This is a genomic window from Thalassospira sp. MCCC 1A01428 (assembly GCF_002115825.1).
Lineage (GTDB): Bacteria > Pseudomonadota > Alphaproteobacteria > Rhodospirillales > Thalassospiraceae > Thalassospira.
In genome coordinates, this window is record NZ_JFJZ01000054.1 from 1 (window position 1) to 21,874 (window position 21,874).

At 52.4% G+C, this 21,874-nt stretch carries 19 protein-coding genes and 3 tRNA genes; 8 read left to right on the top strand and 14 right to left on the bottom strand.

Annotation, left to right across the window (positions count from 1 at the left end):
- Positions 1–15: 15 nt before the first annotated feature.
- Together THS27_RS23120 and THS27_RS23125 are read right to left on the bottom strand one after the other, a co-directional pair.
- Positions 16–708 (bottom strand): phosphatase PAP2 family protein, encoded by a 693-nt coding sequence (locus THS27_RS23120; RefSeq protein WP_210402996.1) that lies wholly within the window; start codon positions 706–708, stop codon positions 16–18.
- Positions 709–949: 241 nt separating this feature from the next.
- A complete protein-coding gene (locus tag THS27_RS23125) occupies positions 950–4,870 on the bottom strand; it encodes a NahK/ErcS family hybrid sensor histidine kinase/response regulator (protein ID WP_085594928.1) in 3,921 nt (1,306 codons plus the stop codon).
- 136 nt (positions 4,871–5,006) lie between these two features.
- Here THS27_RS23125 and THS27_RS23130 point away from each other — a divergent pair, with 136 nt between their 5' ends.
- Positions 5,007–5,399 (top strand): hypothetical protein, encoded by a 393-nt coding sequence (locus THS27_RS23130; RefSeq protein WP_085594930.1) that lies wholly within the window; start codon positions 5,007–5,009, stop codon positions 5,397–5,399.
- Positions 5,400–5,500: 101 nt separating this feature from the next.
- On the opposite strand, the gene THS27_RS23135 is transcribed toward THS27_RS23130, so the two are convergent.
- Together THS27_RS23135 and THS27_RS23140 are read right to left on the bottom strand one after the other, a co-directional pair.
- Complete coding sequence (locus THS27_RS23135) at positions 5,501–6,592, bottom strand: TRAP transporter substrate-binding protein (protein WP_085594932.1); 1,092 nt, start codon at positions 6,590–6,592, stop codon at positions 5,501–5,503.
- A gap of 354 nt (positions 6,593–6,946) precedes the next feature.
- Positions 6,947–8,038, bottom strand: coding sequence for a TRAP transporter substrate-binding protein (locus THS27_RS23140; protein ID WP_085594934.1), 1,092 nt, complete (start codon positions 8,036–8,038; stop codon positions 6,947–6,949).
- 597 nt (positions 8,039–8,635) lie between these two features.
- Here THS27_RS23140 and THS27_RS23145 point away from each other — a divergent pair.
- A complete protein-coding gene (locus THS27_RS23145) occupies positions 8,636–9,958 on the top strand; it encodes a globin-coupled sensor protein (protein ID WP_085594936.1) in 1,323 nt (440 codons plus the stop codon).
- Between the two features lie 149 nt (positions 9,959–10,107).
- Here the strand turns inward: THS27_RS23145 and THS27_RS23150 are convergent, their stop codons facing one another.
- Positions 10,108–11,124 (bottom strand): AraC family transcriptional regulator, encoded by a 1,017-nt coding sequence (locus THS27_RS23150; protein WP_168184985.1) that lies wholly within the window; start codon positions 11,122–11,124, stop codon positions 10,108–10,110.
- 173 nt (positions 11,125–11,297) lie between these two features.
- Here THS27_RS23150 and THS27_RS23155 point away from each other — a divergent pair, with 173 nt between their 5' ends.
- The 6 genes from THS27_RS23155 to THS27_RS23175 all read left to right on the top strand — a co-directional run bounded on the left by THS27_RS23155 (position 11,298) and on the right by THS27_RS23175 (position 16,821).
- Positions 11,298–13,328, top strand: a complete 2,031-nt coding sequence (locus THS27_RS23155) for a TonB-dependent receptor domain-containing protein (RefSeq protein WP_085594938.1) — start codon at positions 11,298–11,300, stop codon at positions 13,326–13,328.
- Positions 13,329–13,424: 96 nt separating this feature from the next.
- Entirely contained in the window at positions 13,425–14,585 is a 1,161-nt protein-coding gene (locus tag THS27_RS23160) for an ABC transporter substrate-binding protein (protein ID WP_246833079.1), read from the top strand.
- Positions 14,582–14,896 carry a hypothetical protein gene (locus THS27_RS27515; protein ID WP_246833080.1) on the top strand — a complete coding sequence of 105 codons (315 nt, stop codon included), beginning with the start codon at positions 14,582–14,584 and terminating at the stop codon, positions 14,894–14,896. The genes THS27_RS23160 and THS27_RS27515 overlap by 4 nt, the downstream gene beginning before the upstream one ends.
- On the top strand, positions 14,896–15,711 hold the full coding sequence (locus THS27_RS23165; RefSeq protein WP_246833081.1) for an iron ABC transporter permease: 816 nt from the start codon (positions 14,896–14,898) through the stop codon (positions 15,709–15,711). Before THS27_RS27515 ends, THS27_RS23165 begins: the two co-directional genes overlap by 1 nt.
- A 7-nt stretch (positions 15,712–15,718) precedes the next feature.
- Positions 15,719–16,519 (top strand): ABC transporter ATP-binding protein, encoded by an 801-nt coding sequence (locus THS27_RS23170; protein WP_085594942.1) that lies wholly within the window; start codon positions 15,719–15,721, stop codon positions 16,517–16,519.
- Complete coding sequence (locus tag THS27_RS23175) at positions 16,519–16,821, top strand: DUF2218 domain-containing protein (RefSeq protein WP_085594944.1); 303 nt, start codon at positions 16,519–16,521, stop codon at positions 16,819–16,821. The genes THS27_RS23170 and THS27_RS23175 overlap by 1 nt, the downstream gene beginning before the upstream one ends.
- Before the next feature lie 89 nt (positions 16,822–16,910).
- Here THS27_RS23175 and THS27_RS23180 read toward each other — a convergent pair whose 3' ends face one another.
- The 9 genes from THS27_RS23180 to coaD all read right to left on the bottom strand — a co-directional run bounded on the left by THS27_RS23180 (position 16,911) and on the right by coaD (position 21,874).
- Entirely contained in the window at positions 16,911–17,912 is a 1,002-nt protein-coding gene (locus THS27_RS23180; RefSeq protein WP_085594946.1) for an energy transducer TonB, read from the bottom strand.
- A gap of 10 nt (positions 17,913–17,922) precedes the next feature.
- On the bottom strand, positions 17,923–18,327 hold the full coding sequence (locus tag THS27_RS23185; protein WP_085594948.1) for a biopolymer transporter ExbD: 405 nt from the start codon (positions 18,325–18,327) through the stop codon (positions 17,923–17,925).
- Positions 18,324–18,716 (bottom strand): biopolymer transporter ExbD, encoded by a 393-nt coding sequence (locus THS27_RS23190; RefSeq protein ID WP_085594950.1) that lies wholly within the window; start codon positions 18,714–18,716, stop codon positions 18,324–18,326. Before THS27_RS23190 ends, THS27_RS23185 begins: the two co-directional genes overlap by 4 nt.
- 4 nt (positions 18,717–18,720) lie before the next feature.
- Positions 18,721–19,632 carry a MotA/TolQ/ExbB proton channel family protein gene (locus THS27_RS23195; protein ID WP_246833082.1) on the bottom strand — a complete coding sequence of 304 codons (912 nt, stop codon included), beginning with the start codon at positions 19,630–19,632 and terminating at the stop codon, positions 18,721–18,723.
- A gap of 379 nt (positions 19,633–20,011) precedes the next feature.
- Positions 20,012–20,087: transfer RNA gene (locus THS27_RS23200), tRNA-Lys, on the bottom strand.
- A gap of 172 nt (positions 20,088–20,259) precedes the next feature.
- Positions 20,260–20,335 (bottom strand) — tRNA-Lys (locus tag THS27_RS23205).
- 172 nt (positions 20,336–20,507) lie between these two features.
- Positions 20,508–20,583, bottom strand: a tRNA-Lys gene (locus THS27_RS23210).
- A 165-nt stretch (positions 20,584–20,748) separates the two neighbouring features.
- On the bottom strand, positions 20,749–21,279 hold the full coding sequence (locus THS27_RS23215; RefSeq protein ID WP_085594974.1) for a peptidylprolyl isomerase: 531 nt from the start codon (positions 21,277–21,279) through the stop codon (positions 20,749–20,751).
- A 67-nt stretch (positions 21,280–21,346) separates the two neighbouring features.
- Positions 21,347–21,874: a pantetheine-phosphate adenylyltransferase gene (gene coaD / locus THS27_RS23220; RefSeq protein WP_085594952.1), complete on the bottom strand. Its 528-nt coding sequence runs from the start codon at positions 21,872–21,874 to the stop codon at positions 21,347–21,349.

Below are 21,874 nucleotides of genomic sequence, written 5' to 3' on the forward strand. Positions count from 1 at the left end.
TAATGAGTCCTGAGCCTAGGGTAAGCGGCGCGAAACCAGCCAAAACAGCAACACCCATGCCGCCCCTAGCGACCAGCCTGCCAACACATCGGTTGGCCAATGCACGCCCAGATAAAGGCGGCTAAGGCCGATAAAAAACGTCATGAAAACGCCAACCGACATCACAAAAACGCGCACACGCATGCGTTTCTCGGTCCGGGCAACCAATGTGCCCAATGTTAAATAGGTAATGGCCGACAGCATGGCATGGGCACTGGGAAAACTCAGGGAATGCACGGTTACCAGATGAGGCACAATGTCCGGCCGGGCCCGGTCAAAGCCAATTTTCAGGGCTTCTTCAAACACAGCCCCCAACCCGACCGACAGCACCACCAGCACCGCTGCCCGCCGATATCCGGCCACCAGTAAATAAGCGACTACAACCAATGTAAACAGCGTTAAGACCGCAACACCACCCAATGCGGTGATATCGCGGACTACCCCCAACAACCAGGCTGGCCCAATAGGCTGCGACAAATCATTGCCATTGCGCATGAACAGCAGAATCGCCTTATCAAACGTCCCGCTTTCCTGATTAAAGACATCCTCAACAAGCTTGCCAAACAGCAATAAAAACCCGGCAATCGCAACGATACAGGCCAGTATTTGCGGTTCAAACGGGGTTTTCCGGCGAATGGTATCGGAAAGATGACGGGCAATTTTACGCAAGAACGATATTCCTTTATGATTTTGGTACGTGCCATTGCACTGCTTTGTGGTGGCCGAACAACTGCTTGGATCAAGAGTTTGCGCCTAAAAAAAGGCACGAAACATTCACCTGTTGATCTCGCTGTGCTCGCCCCTCATCCGTCACCATAGACAAAAACAAACGGGCAAAGAACACCACAGGGCGCCAAACAATCGAACCATCGTTACCAGGCAAATAGCAATGCACTGCGTTCACAATAAATTACCCGTTACGAACAAATGATCGTGTCATAACGGCACGCAGTTTAGCCGGACGCAACGGCTTGTTAAGCAATGTAAAGGATTGCGCCTGAACCAGCGCTGCCGTTTCCGGGCTTCTATCGGCTGTAATTACAACACCGGGCACCACAAGCCCGTTATGGTCGCGCAGACGGCACAGCACATCCAACCCGGTTTCACCGGCATTTAAATGGTAATCAGCCAGAATAACGTCGGGTACGAAAGGGGTTATCGTGCTGACAGCCGGATTTAACAAGGCTTCGGCATCAGTGCCGGAGCGCGCCGTAGCCACCACACAATCCCAGTTTTCCAGCATGGCACGCATGCCTTCAAGAATATCGGGTTCATTATCAATACACAGCACCCGCACCCCGCCCAACTCGCCCGCAAGGCGGCGGCGTGGGGCAATATCCCCCGTTTCGGGTGCCACAATGCCCACGGGAACATCGACCGAAAATACGGTGCCCCGGCCGGGCCGTGATCGCACCGAAATGGGATGATCAAGTTTGCGGCCCAACCGGTCGACAATAGCAAGGCCAAGGCCCAGCCCCTTCACATCGGCATTTTCCGGGCTTTCAAGGCGGTGAAATTCGCGGAAAATGATTTTCAGTTTATCGACCGGAATCCCTGGTCCGCTATCCCACACCTCGATCCGCAAAATATCACCGCGCAAACGACAGCCAACAACAGTGCCACCCTGTCGGGTATAACGCAGTGCATTGGAAATGAAATTTTGCAGAATGCGACGCAACAGGCGGCTGTCACTTCGTACCCAGATATCGCGCGGAAACACTGAAAACCGCAACCCGGCCTGCTCGGCAATCGGGGTAAATTCTGTTTTCAGAATATTCAAAACCTTGGAAATCGGAAAATCCTGCAAAGTGGGTTGCATGGCCCCGGCATCAAGCTTGCATATATCCAAAAGCTCATTGAGCAGTTCTTCAACACCCTTAAGCGACAAATCAACCTTACCCACCAGGTCAGCGGCATCATCGGGCAAGGTGCGCCCGCCAAGGGCAAAGGTAAACAGCCGTGCGGCGTTTAAGGGTTGCAGCAAATCGTGGCTTGCAGCAGCAAAAAATCGGGTTTTGGTATCGTTTGCGGTTTCGGCCTGTTCCTTGGCAACCGAAAGCTCGCTATTGAGTGTTTCAAGCGCACGGGTGCGATCGACTACCCGTTCTTCCAGGCTTTCATTCGCTTCTTTAAGGGCCTGCTCGGCCAGTCTGCGTTCGGTAATATCATGGTAAATACAAAAATAGCCCAGCACTTCGCCGGTTTCGTCAAAATGCGGAATATAGGTACCCTCGGCAAAACGTTCTTCGGTAAAACCTTCCATGGGCGGAAAATCAATTTCAAAACTTTGGCGATACCCTTTTAACACCTCGGCAATCATGGGGGCTAACCGCTGATAACGCTTTTCGCCCACGGCCTCGGCCACAGTAATGCCATGTGCGGCGGCCCGGCGCAGGCCAAACATGCGTTCATAGGGACGATTGGTAAAACGTAAACGCTGATTTTTATCGGCATACGCAATCATGACCGGAATATTATCGGTATAAATGCGAATGTTCCGTTCACTTTCACGCAGGGCATCTTCTGTTCGTACCCGTGCCGTAATATCGGCAATGGTGGCAACAAAGCCGCCATCGGGCATCGGATTGGTGCGAATTTCAAGCACCATGCCATCCGACCGTTTGCGTTCGTAGGTATCTGGCAGGCGGCGCATTTGCGGGGCGGTATTGCGACCCAACAAAATGTCGATGTCAACCGCACGCGGCCCTGTATTACGGCACGTCTCGACCAGATGCGATAAAGGCATCGTCACCTGAATATCAGAAGGAGCAATGCCCAGAAGGTCGATAAAGCGGTGATTCCACGTTGCCAAACGTAAATCATGGTCAAACACCCCTACCCCTTGCGAGATGTTTTCCAAAGTGTTGAGCAATAAATCGCGGTTAAACTTGATCGCCGCCGAGGCTTCGTCGAGCAGTTCCATTGCATCGCGGCGCGACACAGCCTTGTCGGGCAATAATAAAGCCATCACCACCCGCGAGGACGCGGCACCAACCGCACCGCTCAGCAGATGTTCGGTAAAATTGGCAGCATCAATATCGGCCAGATCATCGCGCGCGGCATTGTCACTTCGCCGGGCAAGATAGGTCCGAAAGGCCCGTTCGGCCCATTGCGCGCCCAAAAACCGTGCGGATAACCCTTCCAGATCGGCAATGGTGACGCGCCCCGGCCAGATATCATTGCGCGCCTGCGCCGGGTTCCGCCCGACATCGACAAACAATTGGGCCTGTCGGCGTTGGGTCACCCCCTGAATACCTGTGGCTGACCCGATAAAAAGTAAAAGGATATTGGTGCCAAGGCTCCAGATCACCCCATGGGTCAGGGGGTCAAGCTGCAAACCAAACAGGGCCTGGGGTTTTAAAAATGCGAGTTCCAATGGCCCGTTAACAAGTATTTCCTGAGGCAAAAAGCCGCTTTGCACAAAGGACGGCAACAACAGCGTATAACACCACAGGACAAACCCGCCAACCAACCCCCAACGCACCCCGGTGCGATTAACCCGTTTAACATACAGGGCCGCCAGCAAAGCCGGGGCAAATTGGGCGACAGCCGCAAAGGACAACATGCCGATATCGGCCAGTGCGTATTTTTCGCTTAAAAACCGGTAAAACCCATAGGCCAGAAACATCAGCACCAAAACCGCCACCCGGCGAATTTTAAGCACAAGCTGGCTGACATCGCCTGCCGCCTTGTCACGCAAACGTGGCAGACGCAATAAAACCGGCATGATCAAATCGTTGCAGACCATCGTGGAAACCGCCACGCACGATACAATCACCATGCCGGTACTGGCCGAAAGCCCGCCAACAAACGCCACCAATGCCAAACCGTTCTGACCACCCAACAATGGCAAGGTCAAAACGAATGTGTCCGGGTTTACCGCCGATTGGCCGTCAAACAGTAAAAGCCCAGCAACGGCAATGGGCACCACAAACAGGTTAATCGCCACCAGATACGCCGGAAACAGCCAGCGTGCCGTTTTCAAATTGCGGCTATCGTCATTTTCAACAAAGGTGACATGAAACTGGCGTGGCAAACAGATAATGGCAAACATACCGATAAGCGAACCGACAAAGAAATGCGGGGTTAACCAGCTTTGCGGTTCAAACAGGGCGGTAATATCGGCCCGGCTGGTGGCATGATTTGCCAAATCGCCAATGCCGTTAAACAGCCCAAATACGACAAACAAACCCACCGCCAAAAGCGCAACCAGCTTGACTGTGCTTTCAAAGGCAATTGCCAGAATAAGGCCATCATGATGTTCGGATGCATGAATATAGCGCACGCCGAACAACACCCCGAAAACCGCCATTAATATCGTGACGTAAAACGCGGTATCCTTGGTGAAATTCGCCGCACTATGGCGCACCACATCCTCGCCCAATGGGCCGATCAGCACATCAAACGATGTTGAAACCGCCTTTAGCTGCAAGGCGATATAGGCCAGAATGCCGACCATGGCGATAACAGCAACCAGGGCAGCCAAACTTTGGCTTTTACCATAGCGCGAACCTAAAAAATCGGCAATCGAGGTGATATTTTGCGCCCGGCAAACCGTGGCAATTTTGACCATCACCGGATAGCCCGCCAGCATCATGACTATCGGGCCGATATAAATGGGCAAAAACGCAAAACCGTGCAGCGCAGCCGTACCGACCGAGCCAAAAAAAGTCCAGCTGGTGCAGTAAACCGCCATGGAAAGCGCATAAATAACCGGTTTGGCCCGCGAGGATCGCCAAAATCTGGCGTATCTGTCGCCATAATGGGCAATGGCAAACAAAAGGCCGATATAGGCCATCGCAACAATAAATATCAAACCACCCTGAAGCATATTGTCGCGCTATCCTTTTCTTCACCTGACAGGCAGGTGTCGCATATATTTCCCAGTTTGGACTATACCACGCCACCATCATCGACTAAAACGGCGCACATATCCCTTACGACCAATTGTTAAGCATCAGGTGACCATGTCTTCCCAATATGCCTTTTTTGCCGGAATTTTGCGTTTTGTTGCCAAAAAAACCGCAACGGATGATGCCGATATCCAGGTGATGATGGGTCATTTGGCTGGTATTGCCGATGCAGTTGAAAAAACCGGGCAATTTATGATCCTGCGTGAAAACTGCGAAAGTGCCGCACGCGGCTTTGCCGGGGTTGCCAAATTTTTACAGGAACGCATCCTGCCCGAAGCCCTTGCCGATGGCAACAAAGGGGCGGTTGAACAACTTAAATGGGCGATTGAAACGTCGCTGGCCCTGGCCGCGGAGCTGGTAAAACGTATTACCGTCGCCGATTATGAAGGCCAGGCATCGTTTACCTTTGACCTGCCCCAGCCACCCGGCGCCCCCAAACCCCACTAAACCGCGTTACCCGGTTCAAAACAAATTTCGCATTATGCATAAAACAAGGGCGGCCATTACAGGCCGCCCTTGTAAAACAGTGTAACTTCCAAACCCGGAAATCAGCTTTCCCAAACTTTTGCACGCTGCAACAGGGCTGTGGCTTCAAATTGCTCGCCATAGGGTGCTGCAATTTTGGTGAAGTCCATGTAAGAATCGTAAATGCGCTGGTTCAGTTCGCTTTTACCGGCAATTTCCTTCACCGCGTCCATTGCTTCCTTAGCCAGGGCCTTGATGACTTCATCAGGGAAATGGCGGATCTCGATGTTCTTTTTCAAGACGGCCTGATAGGACGTGATGTTATTATAGGTGAAGTCAGCCAGGGTCTGTTCGGCATTGGCCTGTGCGGCGATACGAACAATTTCCTGCAAATCTTCGGGCAAGGAATTAAATTTGTCCTTGTTGATGAACACTTCAATGCCTGTGCCCGGTTCGGCGAAGGCCGGGGTATAATAATATTTGGCAACCTGTGTTAAACCAAAGGCATAGTCGTTCCACGGGCCAACCCATTCAGCCGCATCAATCGCACCGCTTTGCAAGGCAGGCAGAATTTCAGCCGCCGGCAGCATGGTAACAATGGCCCCCAGGCGACGCATGGCTTCGCCACCAATCCCGGCATAGCGCATTTTCACACCCTTGATATCATCAATGGTGTTGATTTCCTTGTTAAACCAGCCACCAGCCTGAAGGCCGGTGTTGCCTGCCAGAAACGGAACAACGTTAAACTGTGAATAAAGTTCTTCCCACAGTTCCTGACCGCCGCCAAAACGCAACCAGCCCGACAGTTCCCAGCCCATCAGACCAAAGGGAATGGTCGAAAAGAAGTTAACGGCTTCGTCCTTGCCAGCCCAGTAATACGGCGTGCCGTGCGCCATTTCGGCGACACCCTGTTCCACCGCATCCATGCATTCAAATGCCGGCACCAGTTCGCCCGGGCCATAAACTTTAATATTCAGGCGACCGCCCGACATTTTGGTCACACGTTCGGCAAATTTTTCGCCATTGGCACCCAGCCCCGGCGATCCTTTGGGCCACGGCATAACCATACGCCAATTAAATGTGTCGTCAGCCTTGGCGATCGCAGGCGCGGCCATGCCGCCAGCAACTGCGCCCACGGCAAGGCTGGCACCTTTAAGAAAATTACGACGTTTCATGAAGAACTCCAGAAGACTTATTTGATAATTTTTTGCGTAAAAACGACAAATTCATGCCATTGAATACGTTGCAGGCGGGCAGGGTCTTTGGTTTTACCAATGGCAACAATGCGTGTTTACGGGATGCTGATATGTGATTTTTGCATATCACATATGTTCTGCAGCGCAACATTACCCTTGATTGTACATTTTCCGTTACGGTTTGAAGCGCCCGGCAAAACGGACAATCCAGGTACATGAAAACCCATCTCGCATCTGCGACGTCGCACACTGTAAAGAAAACCGCCCTGCCCAATGGCAAAGCGGTTTTCATTTTACGATCAGACTAACCGTTCCATATCACGGACCCGAAAATCAGAATCCCCAAACCTTGGCACGTTGAAGCAAGCCGGTTGCTTCAAATTCCTTGCCATAACGCGCTGATTTTTTCACCAGATCCATATAGGAATCATAGATCTTTTTGTTAACGTCGTTTTGATTGCCAATTTCCTCGACGGCGGCTTTGCTGGCCTCGGCCAACGCCATGATCACGTCATCGGGGAACTGGCGAATTTCAACGCCCTTGTCGATCAGCGGCTGATAGGATTCGATATTGTTAAAGGTAAAGTCCGCCAGCGTATTCTCGGCAATGGCCTGGGCCGCATAGCGAATAATCGCCTGCAAATCCGGCGTCAGGCTGTCGAATTTTTCTTTTGATACGAAAATTTCAAGGCCGGGCCCAGGTTCATGGAAAGCCGGGGTATAGTAATATTTGGCAACCTGATAAAGGCCGAATGCCAAGTCGTTCCACGGTCCAACCCATTCGGCGGCATCAATGGCCCCGCTTTGCATTGCAGGCAAAATTTCGCCAGGTGGCAACATGGTAATATTGGCACCAATCCGGCGCATCGCTTCGCCGCCCAACCCGGCATAGCGCATTTTGACACCTTTGATGTCATCAACCGAATTGATTTCCTTATTAAACCAGCCGCCCGCCTGCATACCCGAATTACCGGCATAAAACGGCACGACACCAAAGTCGGCATAAACATCTTCCCACATCTTCTGCCCGCCACCAAAACGCAGCCATGCCGAAAGTTCCCATGCCGTCAGGCCAAAGGGAATGGTGGAGAAGAAATTAAGAACCGGGTTTTTACCCTGCCAGTAATACGGGGTGCCGTGGGCCATTTCAACCACGCCCTGTTCAACCGCATCCATGCATTCAAACGGTGGCACCAGTTCACCCGCACCATAAACCGTGATCGACAGGCGATCATTGCTCATTTCCTTGACCATGGCGGCGAATTTTTCGGCATTGGTACCAAGGCCCGGCGTGCCCTTGGGCCACGGCATAACCATACGCCATTTCAAATTTTCCTGTGCCGATGCAATGGCAGGTGCGGCGGCCGTCGCGGCAAGCGCGCCCGCGCCCAGACTGGCACCCTTCAAAAACTGACGACGTTTCATCCTGATTTCCCCTAACCTGTTCTTATTCTGGCGGTTTATTGCAAAATTTTGCGAACGAAGGGTGGATTTTGGCGAATTTCATCAGCAAATACCACCATTTTTCCAAGTTGCTGAAAATGACTGTTTTTTCGTCGTAAATCTGAACTGACGGCAGCCACATTTACATCAAAAAATCGACTGATCATCCCTCTGTCCGACGGGCTGATACTGTTTTCCAAGCCCCAACATCGCCCCACTCCAAACGGCTAAAATTTCATGCTTTCCGTATAGTATATTTCTATCTTACATTGATTGGCATATTATAATACAATTGAAAATATTATAATTGGCTAAATACAAGGACAACCGGGCATTTTTGTTTTTACAACAAATCCAATTACAACAGAGTGGCGCTCGCCAAACCTGCAAATGCAGAAAAATACATCCTTTAGTTCTTATTCACGAACGCACCACACTCAAATAAACAGCAGAAAAAAATGAAGTCCCACACTAAAGTATAGTTAAATTGTTTCCTGGAAAGACCAATCTCAAATTTTACAAATATAATCACCGACCTTGGCGTCGGCATTGTTTCAGCTGCAACAAGATGGGGTCAGGATGCCTGCAGAACTGGATCGGCGTATTGCTTTTGTGGATTTTAATGAAAAGAAGCGTAGCCATTTACGAGAGGTTTGGCCACTGATTGAAAAAAATCTGCCTGCCATGCTTGATACCTTTTACAAAAAGATCATGGCACGGCCTGACCTGGCAGCGATCATCGGTGACACCAGCCGCATCGATGGTTTAAAGCGTGCGCAAAGCAATCACTGGAAAACACTTTTCCGCGGTGATTTCGACGACCATTATTTTGAAGAAGTACGTCGTATCGGTCGCGCGCACGAAAAAATCGGTCTGACACCGGAAGCCTATGTATCAGGATACAATTTTATCCTTGGTTTGATGATTTCCTTATTGCATGAAACCTTTCGCAAACGCCGCGATCTTGGCGAAATGATCGCTGCGGCATCTACTGCCGTGGTCATTGACATGGAAATGGCGATTACAATTTACTACGAAGAAACCCGCAACACCTATCAACGCCGCCTTGGCGAAATGTCTGACGATTTTCAAACCACCGTGTCAAAGGTCGTTACGGCACTTGCAAGCAGTGCAGGCGATATGTCTCATGCGGCGGAAGCCCTGGTCGATAGTGTGCAGCAGACCCGCGACCAGACCAATGGTGCCCGGGATGCTGCCGAGCTTTCCGCAGAAAACGCCGCCACCGTCGCAGGTGCTGCCGAGGAACTTGATAGTTCCATTCGTGAAATATCAAGTCAGGTCAGCCGGGCTTCAACCATTTCACAAGAGGTAGAAGGAGCAGTTAGGGCCACCTCCGACACCATCGGCATTCTTGATGCGACAGCCCAGGAAATTGGCACAGTTGTAGATTTGATCGATAAAATTGCCAGCCAGACCAACCTGCTGGCCCTTAATGCCACGATCGAGGCAGCCCGCGCCGGTGACGCTGGCAAAGGGTTTGCCGTTGTGGCAAGCGAGGTCAAGAACCTGGCCAACCAGACAGCCAAAGCAACAGGGGATATCACCGCGCAAATCAACGCCGTACAGGAAACAACACACCGGGCCGTTGATGCAATTCAGGGCGTTACCGGGCAGATCGGCAAAATCGTTGAATCCGTCGCCGCCATTTCCGCCGCAGTCGAACAACAGGCCGCTGCAACCGGCGATATCAGCAACAATATCAACGGCGTTTCCAGTGCCAATCGTAATGTTAATTCCAGCCTTGGCAATGTCGGCACCACCGCAGACCATACCGGGTCTGTCGCCGAAGAAGTCCTGACTGTGTCCAAAGCACTTCGCAGCCATGCCAACACGCTACGTCAGGATGTCGACAACTTCATTAAACGACTTTCTGCGGGTTAACACAGTTCGCGATAACATCGGGCCTGAATAGCTCGCTTCGTCACAATCATTTCCGGGCCAGGGGGCATATGTGCCCCCGCCATACCACCCCGTCCCTGGCCATATAAAATGTACATTTTTCCGTACTGCATCCAGACAGATCAACCCGGTTATCTTTCGCGGGCTTCAGACGGGGAAATGCCAAAGACCCTTTTAAAGGCGGTCGAAAAATTGGCAGGCGATGAATAACCGGCAAGAAAGGCCGCCTGCCCGATGGTCAGGCCATCCTTGTCCATCGCATCACGTGCCGCTTGCAGGCGGGTTTCGCGCATGAAATCCATTACAGTTGTGCCATAGGCCGTTTTGAATATGCGTTGCAATCGCGCGATGCTCATATTCATTGTCGCGGCAAGATCACGTAGATTAAGCCCCGTCGTGATATGTTGCAAAATATGGTCGCGGATATCCTGCGCCTTGTCCGATACATCAACCGAAATCGCCTTGCAATTTTGATCAATCCGGGGTGGTGTCATCACCGATCGCAGGGCCTCGCCAAAAATTTCCAGCCCCCGGCTTTCAATGTAAATTTCACGAAACAGCGGTAATTCAATCGGCGGATATAACATTTGCTCGGCCAACGCTATGGCACGTCGCGATGGTTGCCAGCGCACCGGGCCATGATCACCGTATAAAAACGCGCGCGCGGCCTCCTGCCCGGCATCATTTCCCAGACTTTTTGCAATCCAGTCAAACCGGGCGGTCACCATCACCTTACGCACCCGATTATGTTTGGGAATACGTCGTGTCAGCTTGGCGGGCTGTTTAAGTGCCCATAAATAACCAACAACGCCCTGCCGCGCGTCAAAGTCAAACGGTGTATCGTCAAACGCCCCCTCGACCTGACCATCAACAACAATAGCGACAGTAACCGCAGGGCGCACCTGATTGGAAATTTCAAAGTCCCGCATCGCGACTGTATCGGTGGTGTGAACCATAAAATGCGACGGTGCCCGGTCATTTACCAATCGTCCCTTAAGCACCGTATCCTCGGGCAAAAGAGCATCATCTGCGCCACTTACATGGCGGCTTTGTCCGCCATTTTGCCACAACGTGGCAGCGGTGATGTTGTCACGGTCCAATGGGGTCCGGCGCAGCGCTGATTGTTCTGGCATTTTTGGCGTCGTCATTTCCGTCATTTCCGTCTTTCCCTGTTCACCGCCCTGCAAACGACGCGCCGCCGTTTTCGCAGATAGAAGCGATGATTTTGCAAATGCCTATGTGCTGGCGACGATCTGCAAAAATTAATATTAACAATCATTCGCATTTGGTAAAGACTAATCATCGATTGAGGGACCATATTATGCCGCAGCACCATTTTCCGTTGCTGTTTACCCAAAACATGCAGGTTTCGCGCTGGCTTCGTACATCTTTGCTAACCGGTGTTGCTTTGGCTGCGCTGCCTGCCAGCGCGTTTGCCCAGGATACAATCACCCGGGATAGCGACGCCGCAACCCTGGACCCGATAACGATTTCATCAAACCGCGAGCGCACAGCACCGCCCCTGCCCGGTGGCATTACCCTTGATAATGAGGCACTTGACAGAATTGCACCACGCACCCTGAAAGATGTCTTTTCGGGCGATGCTGCAGTCAATGTCGGCGGAGCCAGCCCGGTTACGCAAAAAACCTATGTTCAGGGCATCGAAGACACCAAACTCAACGTCACCATTGATGGCACCCGACAAAACAATTCCAGTTATCATCACCTTGGCACCACGGTGATGGACCCGGGCATGTTAAAAAAGGTCGATGTTGAAACCGGCGTTGCCCCGGCCGATAGCGGCCCTGGCGCACTTGGTGGTTCTATTGCCTATGAAACCCGAGATGCCCGCGACATTCTGGAACCCGGCGAAAATTTTGGCGGCTATGGCAAAATCGCCTATGACACCAATTCCCGGGGATTTAGTGAATGGCTAACCATGGCCGGGCGCACCGATAAGGTCGAAGCGCTGGCCTATGTGCAAAACAATAACACCAACAATTACCGCGATGGCAATGACGACAAGGTAGACGGAACCGCCAACGGCAGTGAAAACGGTTTGGGCAAATTTGCCATTAACGGGCAAGACGGCGAACGGTTTGAAGCCTTTGCCAGCCACCTGGAAGATGAAGGTGTGCGCCCGTCGCGACCCAACTTTGGTGCGCTGACCAGCGGACAGGGTGCACAGTGGATTTCATACAAAAAAACCGCCATGGGCGTTTCCTATGTTGATGAAATGCCCAATGGTCAGTTCGACCCGGAATTATCGCTCAATTACAGCAAATCGGAACTCGACGTGCCCAACCTGCAAAACGGGCCAAATTTCTTTCATACCAATTCAGAAATCGAAACAGTAAATGGCAAGGCTGCCAACAATTTTGATGTTGGAATGGGCAAGGTTAATACCGGAATTGATTTTTACCATGATGAAGCCACAGGTACCCATAACAACGGCACCCGTGCCGGTAGCTATACTGAAAAATCAACCAATATCGGCATATTTTCGCAAGCACGGCTGGACCTGACAGACCGCTGGCGCACATCGTTTGGCGGGCGATTTGACCGGCAGTGGTTTACCGGTATCGACGGCAGCGAGTTTGATGAACAGGGCCTGTCTGGCAACGCGAATACCGAATACGATATTCTGTCAAACACCACAATTTATGGCGGCGTCGGCACGGCATTTGGTGGTTTACCGGTTGGGGAATCCAGCATTTATAACTTTTCCGGTGTTTGGGATTATACCGGTTTTGCGCCATCGCGGTCGTTTAACTATAAGGCAGGTTCACGGGTCACGTTTGATCGCCTGACCCTTGATGGCAACGTGTTTTACAATCGTATCGAACGATCACACGACCTGTCTGATACAGACCGCCAAACCACCGTCGATCTTGTCACACGCGGCATTAATCTGTCTGGCACCTATCAATTCGACACGGCCTATATCCGGGCGACCTATACCCATACCATTGTCCGCGCAGACGGTGCCCCGCCCGTTAGCACGGCATCAGCATGGCAAGGTGTTTTGCTAGGCGACATCATAACAGTTGATGCAGGCAAGGAATGGCATGAACTGGGCCTGCGCGCGGGTATGTCATCTGAACTGGCGCTGAAAAATGATGACCCGGAAAAATACGGTGCCGAACCGATCGACACCTATTTTGTTGCCAACCTGTACGGTGAATGGACACCCGATACGCTGTCACAGGCCGTTACCTTGCGGATTGATGCCAACAACATTTTTAACCGCGCCTATACCGACCGTACCACCACCGGATACGACAGCATTCGTACCGAACCCTATATGGACCCGGGCCGCAGTTTTGTGCTGTCGGCCAAGGTTAAGTTCTAACCCGATCCACCATACCGGCACACAAAGGGCGGCTCTTTTACAGGGGCGCCCGTTTGTGCGTTTTGCCCTGCCCCACATCACCACGCGGATTTGACCATGAAAAACATTCTGCAATCCATCGCCCTGGCCGCCACGTTATTTGGCTTTGCTCACACATCATCACAGGCCGCCGATGCGCCACAAAAACAGGTTACCCTGACCGACGTTGCCGGGCATGAAGTGACCGTCAATGTCCCGGTTAAATATATGATTTTGGGCGAAGGTCGCTTTTTACCCAGCATCGGTATTCTTGACACAGAAAACCCGGTCCGCTGGATTGCAGGTATGATGGGCGAGTTTAAAAACCTGGACCCGGCCACCTATGCCCAATATCAGGCAAAATTCCCCGCCATTGACGATATTCCGCTTATCGGCAGTAGTGGCGAGGAATCCTTTAACCTTGAAAAAGCAATTTCGCTGCATCCGGATGTTGCCGTATTTGGCCTTACAGGTGGCCACGGCCCCAGCGCGCGCAACAAACAGATTTTTGATACCCTTGCCGCTGCCAATATTCCCGTTGTCGCGATTGATTTTCGACAGGACCCACTGGTCAATACCCCTAAAAGCGTTCGCCTGCTTGGCACCTTAATGGGCAAGGAACAGCAGGCAGAAAACTTTCTGGCATTTTACGCCGATGGTTTGGCCAAAGTGCATCAAAAACTGACCCAGGTAAAAAACCGTCCGACGGTATTTATGGAAAGCCGCGTTGGCCTGGACCAAACCTGTTGCGAAGCAATGGGCAACCAGATGATGGGGCGTTTCATTGACTGGGCCGGCGGCACCAACATTTTCGGTGAAATTATTCCTGGTACCCATGGCACTGTAACAATCGAACAATTGCTGGTCAGCCAGCCGGATTACTATATTGCCACCGCCATCGGCTCGGCCAATGTTAATAATAACGGCAACCGCATCATTCTTGGTGCAATGGCAAACCCGGAACAGGCCGCAGCATCGCTGCGCCACACCACCGGGCGCGTTGGCATGCAGGAATTAAGTGCCATCAATAACGACCATTTATATTCAATCTGGCATCATTTCTATAACACACCAATGAATGTTGCCGCTGTGCAGCAAATGGCCAAATGGTTCCACCCCGACCTGTTCACAGATCTAGACCCACACGCCACCCTGCAAACCTATTTTGACCGGTTCCAGCCGGTTGCCCTGAATGGTACCTACTGGACCGGCATGACCGCACGGGACGCGGCCCAATGAACCACCCGATACATCCGGTACATCAACAAAACGTTGCCGAACATCGCCCCCCGGCGGGGAAACAACCCGATACCCCGGCTATCCCACCCAAAACAGGTACGTTATCGGCACAATATCGCCATTTCATTCTACGCCGTGTCATCTGGCTATCGGTATTGCTGGCGGCATTGCTGGTATCGGTCGTGGTCAATATCATGACCGGCCCGGCGCTGCTTTCTGCTGGCGATGTAATTGGCGGGTTGATTGACCCCGCCAGTCTCGACCCTGCCACCCATGTGATTATTTACAATGTTCGCCGCCCTTTGCCCTAATGGCCGTTGTTATTGGTGCAGCCCTGGGGCTGGCGGGGGCAGAAATGCAAACCGTGCTGAACAACCCGCTGGCAAGCCCGTCTACATTGGGCATCATGCATGCGGCAACCCTTGGCGCGTCCCTGGCGATTGTCTTTAATCTAGGCTTTGGTTTGCCTGAAAACTACGCTGTGCCCATCTGTGCCTTTGCCGGGGCCATCATTGCATTGGGCGCGATCCAGTTTTTAGCCAAGGCATATGGGGCCAGTGTGGATACTATTGTGCTGTTTGGCATTGCGCTGGTTTTTGCCCTGAACGCGTTAGTGTCCCTCATTCAGTTTGTTGCAAATAGCGACAGCCTGCAACAGATCGTGTTCTGGACAATGGGTAGTCTGGCCCGCGCCAGTTGGGAGAAAATCATTATTGTTTTGGTTGTTCTGCTCACCTGTCTGCCACTTGCCATGCGCCATGTCTGGAAAATGACAGCCCTTCGCGGTGGCGAAGACTATGCCCGCAGCTTTGGGGTGCCGGTCGAACGCCTGCGATTGCTGGTTTTACTGCGTGTCAGCATTTTAACTGCCGTTGCCGTAGCCTTCACCGGGGTTATCGGCTTTGTCGGGCTGGTCGGGCCGCATATTTCGCGACTGGCCTTTGGCGAGGATCACAGGTTTTACATCCCCGGCAGCGTTCTGGCGGGGGCGTTCATCTTGTCGATGGCATCGCTTGTCAGCAAACATATCGTGCCGGGGATTTTAATTCCCGATGGCATCGTTACCGCCCTGATCGGCATTCCGCTGTTTCTGGCGTTGTTGTTATCGCAAAAACGGCGGGGGTAATGGTGCCATGACGGAACTGATTATAGATGATTTGTCGATTGCCTATGGCAACAAACAGGTTTTATCGCACATTGCATTGCCTGCCTTTGCGCCTGGCACCCTGGTTGGGGTACTTGGCCCCAACGGGGTTGGCAAATCCAGCTTTCTACGTGCCCTTGCCGGGTTAAACACATATACAGGTTCAGCCAAACTAAACGGTATTGAAATTAACCGCATGGCGCATCAAACCCGCGCCCGACACATTGGCTATCTACCGCAAACCTTGCCACAGGGCACCAGCCTTGTTGCCTACGAGGCGGTTTTATCAGCTTGCCGTGCGGTGCGCACTGACCTGCTCCATAACGCGGCCCAGGCATTGGTCGAGGCGACGTTTGAACAGCTTGGTATTACCAGCCTGGCGTTTCAGGCCTTAAATCAGATGTCGGGCGGACAAAGACAAATGGTGGGGCTGGCACAGGTTATTGTACGCGCGCCCGACATCATGCTGCTGGACGAGCCCACCAGCGCACTTGATTTACGCTGGCAGCTTCGGGTGCTTGATGTAGTGCGTCGCATTGCCCGCCAGCAACAGGGCCTTGCGCTGATGGCGCTACACGATATCAATTTGGCCTTACGACACTGCGACCATATCGTTTTGTTTGGCAATGGCGCGGTTCTGGCCAGTGATACAGCACAAACCATCATGACACCCGAACGCCTGCATGATGCCTATCAGGTGGATGGCAGGATTGAATATTGTTCGCGTGGCACGCCCTTTGTCATTGTCGACAGCCTGTCCTGTGCAACCAGCCCCCCGCAGGAGAATTGATGTTTCACACCACAGGTAAAGTTAAAACCGACCACGGGGACAAATACCTGCAACAGCTTTGCAAACATTTTGCCCACAAGGTGCCCGTAACGTTTAACACCACGACAGGCGATGTCAGCTTTCCAACCGGCCCCTGCCAGATCATCGCGTCGAAGGGCGGTTTAACCTTTATCGGGCAATCGGCAACGCCCGAAGGTATCAATCGCATGAAGGCAGTGATCATTGACCATCTTGATCGCTTTGCCTGGCGCGAAACCCTTGACTATCACTGGCAAGAGCACGCCGATGATACCGCCCCCTGACAGGATGGCACTCTAATCGCTCATAAAAAACGGCCCGGCAAATTGTTGCCGGGCCGTTTTTAGTTGTTGCGGCATACGTACAAAAATGTTCAACGCAAATCGTAAATTAGCGGCACCCGCAATGTCATGCGCTCCAAATCAAGATCATCAGGGAACGGTGGAAACCGTTTGACCCGTTCGATCATTTTTTCAGTTGCACGATCCAGCAGGCGATTGCCGCTTTCCTGCACCATTTTAATCGACGAAACCGAGCCATCGCGTTCAATTACCAGCAACACCATGTTGCGGCCCTCGATACCGCGTCTGCGCGCGGCTGACGGATATTCACGATAACGCATCAGGGTTTGCACAACGGACGACTGATAATCGACAAACTTTGCCTTGCTTAACGCAGCCCCCCCACCACTGCCAGATGCCGAACTGGCAGCCTGGCTTTTGGTTTTGGTACCGGTGGTGCCCTCGGCCTTTTGCGAATTAAACTGTGCGCCCTGTGTGGGTCGTGTATCCGTCACCGGTTGCGGCACTTCTTTTGCGGGTGCGGGTGTCGGTTTTGGTTTTGTCACAGGTTCAGACTTGGCTACCGGTTTCGGCTTGGGCTTCACCGGCGGCTTGGGCTTTGCTTTGGGGGGAACAACTGCTGCAAGTTCCGGTTTTGGCTCCGGCTTGATCTCCGGTTCTTTTACCGGCTCGGGAATTGGCTCAGGCACCGGTTCCGGTTTCACTTCGGGAACCGGTTCAGGTTCCGGCTCTGGCTCGATCACAGGCTCTGGAACCACTTCAGGTTCCGGCTCGGCTTCGGGTTCCGGTTCCACGACAGGTTCTGGCACCGGTTCCGGCTCGCTCGTTTCAGGGGCCGGTTGTGCGTCTTCCTCGCCTTTGCGGTTATCAACGTCGGCGCTGGCACTTTCGTCGGGGTCACTGTCTTCACCGCTGGTGGCCTGACCAGCCCCCAGCGAAATACTAACACTTTGCACAGCACCCGCCCCGCCCCAGCCGGACGGTTCAGGCACGGGGGTTGCCAACACAACACCCCCTGCCAGCACCATCCCGGTCATCGCGGTGGCGATTAAAAAGTCACTTCGCTTGGACATCGAACTTCCGTTAATCCTGCGCTTCTACGGCTGTCATTAATTGAACCTTGTCGACACCCAGTTCCTGTAGGCGCTTTAACAATGCGACGACCATCTGCCCGTCGGTTTCCCGATCAGCACGAATTTCGATCGGATGATCCTGAAAGTTGGCTGGCAACAAGCTGGTAATATCGGCCAGTGGGCCCCGGCTGTCATCCACACCAAGCTCGCCGGTTTTATCCACCCACAAAACAACGGTTTCGTCATCTTTTTCGCTAGCATCTGCACTGGCGGGCGGATTAACATCAAACGGTCCCAGTTTTTGCAAACTGCCCGCAATCATAAAAAAGATCAGCAGCAAAAACACAATGTTGATCAACGGCAACATTGGTTCCTGGCCCATGGTGTCATCGGTGATTTGAATACGCCGTTTCATTGCTCGATCAAATCCACATTATGAATACCACCCCGGCCCAGCACATCCATCACATGCACCAGAAGCTGTAATTTGGCACCGTTCACCGGCTGCAAATGCACCTGGGCACCGGCATAATCCGTCTTTAAACGCGCGGCCAGGTTATCAAGCGGCACGGCATCACCATTCAGGGTGACTGCCCCGGAACCATCAATCCGCACCAGTGCTGGCGGATTATCTGCCGGGCTATTGGCCGATTTATCCTGTACCGAAACCGACATCTCATATCCGCGCCAGTCAAGAAAACTTGACGCCAGCATGAAAAACACCAGCAGGATAAACACAACATCAATCAACGGCGTCAGCCCGATAACAGGCGACGGACTGCGATAGCGCGAACGAAACTGCATAGTTTTATTCCGCAGCGTGACGTAAACGCGTGATATTGGCCGCTTCGCGGGCATCACGCCCGGCCAATTCGCCGCGATTGACAATCAGGGTACAAACTTCTTCGGTAATGGCGGCCGCACGGCTGATAATGCCCTGCATCCACATATGAACGGCCGTTGCCGGAATCGCCACAACCAAGCCAATAGCCGTTGTTAACAATGCCAGCCAGATCCCGCCGGAAAGAACCGACGGGTCAATCCGGCTGCCGGCCCCCTCCATTTGCTGAAACGCATTGATCATGCCCATCACAGTGCCCAAAAGCCCCAAAAGCGGGCTTAACACCGCAATGGCCGCCATCAGGCGCAAACCACCATTAAGACCGTCGATTTCCTTATGTGCGCGCGATGCAATCAAATCCGATGCCGATTCACGGCTATCGCCATCGCCCACCGGCAAGGACATGCCAAACCGGCCAATTTCAGCGGCCGGATGACGGCGGCGGGCCAGCAAGGCCGCAGCCTTTTGGTCATCGCCAGCTACCAGATGACGCTCTAGCTCGCTCACAAAACCATCGGCAAATAGCCCGCGGCGAATGAAACCAACCATTTTATAGAAAAACATCATCAACCCGACCAGCGCCATCGCCGCCAGTACCCAACCCACAATGCCCGCGCGGTCCACCAGATCAAATACCGGCAAAGATGCAATTACATCAGGCACCCAGCCCGAATGAGCAACGGTTGTTCCTCCTTGCAAGGCAGCATCGGCCATCTGGTCAGCGTTCATTGCCCCGTCAACAGCCCCTTGTGTCAACGTGGCCGGGTCTACAACACCGCCACCCTGCGTCGCTTGTGCCACAGTGTCAACGGCTCCTGCGCCACCAGAGGCAGCGGCTTGCACACTATCGGTTACGGCGGGAACAATATTGTCTGGCATGGGACTTCCGATCCTGATCACACAGTACAGCGCATGCGCTGCATATTCGCTATTGAAAATGATTTGCATTCATTACTGCAAATGCCTCTGCGATGCAATCTTAACTGTGTATCGACACTATCAGAACAGCTACATTTTTTGCAACGCACCATCACCCTTTACTCCCCGTCAGACCGGCAGTCTATGAAAATGCCTTAGGAAAGTTTGGTCAGGTGCGCCATGTCGCGCGGTTTGTGAAGCGATCGGCAAATGCTTAATAGGCCGCCCCGCCGACCAGGCATGATTGATCAGTTTCGATTAATAATGTTGGCGTCATCTGACGGCAGAAAATACGGAAAAAAAAATAAACCCCCGAAACCGAAAGGTTTCAGGGGTTTATTGGTGAGCCCGACAGGATTCGAACCTGTGGCCAATTGATTAAAAGTCAATTGCTCTACCAACTGAGCTACGGGCCCAACGTCTTGGTGAGCGGCGTTTTAAAGCGGGATCACCGATGGGTCAAGCCCTGATTTTGATAAAATTTCAATTTAGGTGAATATCATTTTTCAGGACCACCATTCGGACCCAAAACCACGCTGGCGGCTGAAAAAAATAAACCCCCGAAACCGGAAGGTTTCAGGGGTTTATTGGTGAGCCCGACAGGATTCGAACCTGTGGCCAATTGATTAAAAGTCAATTGCTCTACCAACTGAGCTACGGGCCCAACGTCTTGGTGAGCGGCGTTTTAAAGCGGGATCACCGATGGGTCAAGCCCTGATTTTGATAAAATTTCAATTTAGGTGAATATCATTTTTCAGGACCACCATTCGGACCCAAAACCACGCTGGCGGCTGAAAAAAATAAACCCCCGAAACCGGAAGGTTTCAGGGGTTTATTGGTGAGCCCGACAGGATTCGAACCTGTGGCCAATTGATTAAAAGTCAATTGCTCTACCAACTGAGCTACGGGCCCACAACGTTGTTGAACGGCGTTTTAAAGGGATGCCCCCACCCGGTCAACCTTTCATTTGCCGTTTTCTGACAGTTTTTTCACATTCGTTGAATTTTAGGCCCAAAAAGCAGAAAGCCGCCCCAAATGAGGCGGCTTTCGATTGAATTTGTGTGACCAAATTCGCGCTTATTGCGCGTCAGCAGCAATTTGCATTTTAACAATCTTGTCGGGGTCTGCAACGCGGCCATTGGCCCAGGGCGCACCCTTTTTGATGTTATCAACATATTCCATGCCTGAAACCACCTGGCCCCAGATTGTATATTGACCATCAAGATGCGGGGCATCGGCAAAGCAGATGAAAAATTGCGAATCAGCACTGTTCGGGTCGGCAGCACGGGCCATTGAAACGGTTCCGCGCCCGTGATGCGCATCAGAAAATTCCGCCGGCAGTTTTTGGCCCGATCCACCGGTGCCGTCCCCTTTGGGATCACCGGCCTGGGCCATAAAACCGTCAATCACACGATGGAAAACCAGCCCATCGTAAAACCCGTCCCGTACCAGTTCCTTAATCCGGGCAACGGTTTTCGGTGCCAGGTCCGGGCGCATCTGAATAACAACACGGCCGTCCTTAAGATCAAGATAAAGGGTGTTTTCAGGGTCAAGCGTGGCCGCATCCGTCGTCTGCGCGTGTGCTGCGCCGATTCCACCGTTCGACATGGTAAAGATTCCCAAAGAAAGAATAACAAGAGAAAGAAAACGAAGCAGACGCATGACTTTATGCAACCTATTCCTTTTCTTGCGCCAGCTTTGCTTGCAAAGCCTGCAACACGTTGGCTGGCACAAATTCGGTTACGGAACCGCCCAACCGGGCGATTTCCTTGACAAAACGCGACGACACAAACTGTTGTTTGTCCGACGCCATAAGAAACACGGTTTCAATATCCGGTGCCAGGCGCGCATTCATGCCTGCCATCTGGAATTCATATTCAAAGTCCGAAACCGCACGCAACCCGCGCACGATCACGGATGACTGGTTTTCCTTGGCAAAATGCATCAAAAGCGAGCCAAAAGGTTTAACCTCGGTGCGGGCGGCAACTTCGCCCCCCGCAGCTTTCAAGGATTCGCGCACCAGTTCACAACGTTCTTCGACCGAAAACATCGGCCCTTTGCCCGCATTGACAGCAACACCCACAATCAGGCGGTCAACAATGCGGGTGGCCCGACGAATAATATCCATATGGCCCTGTGTAACCGGGTCGAACGTGCCGGGATAAATCCCGACACGATTAGGATCGATTGTCGTATGTGCCAT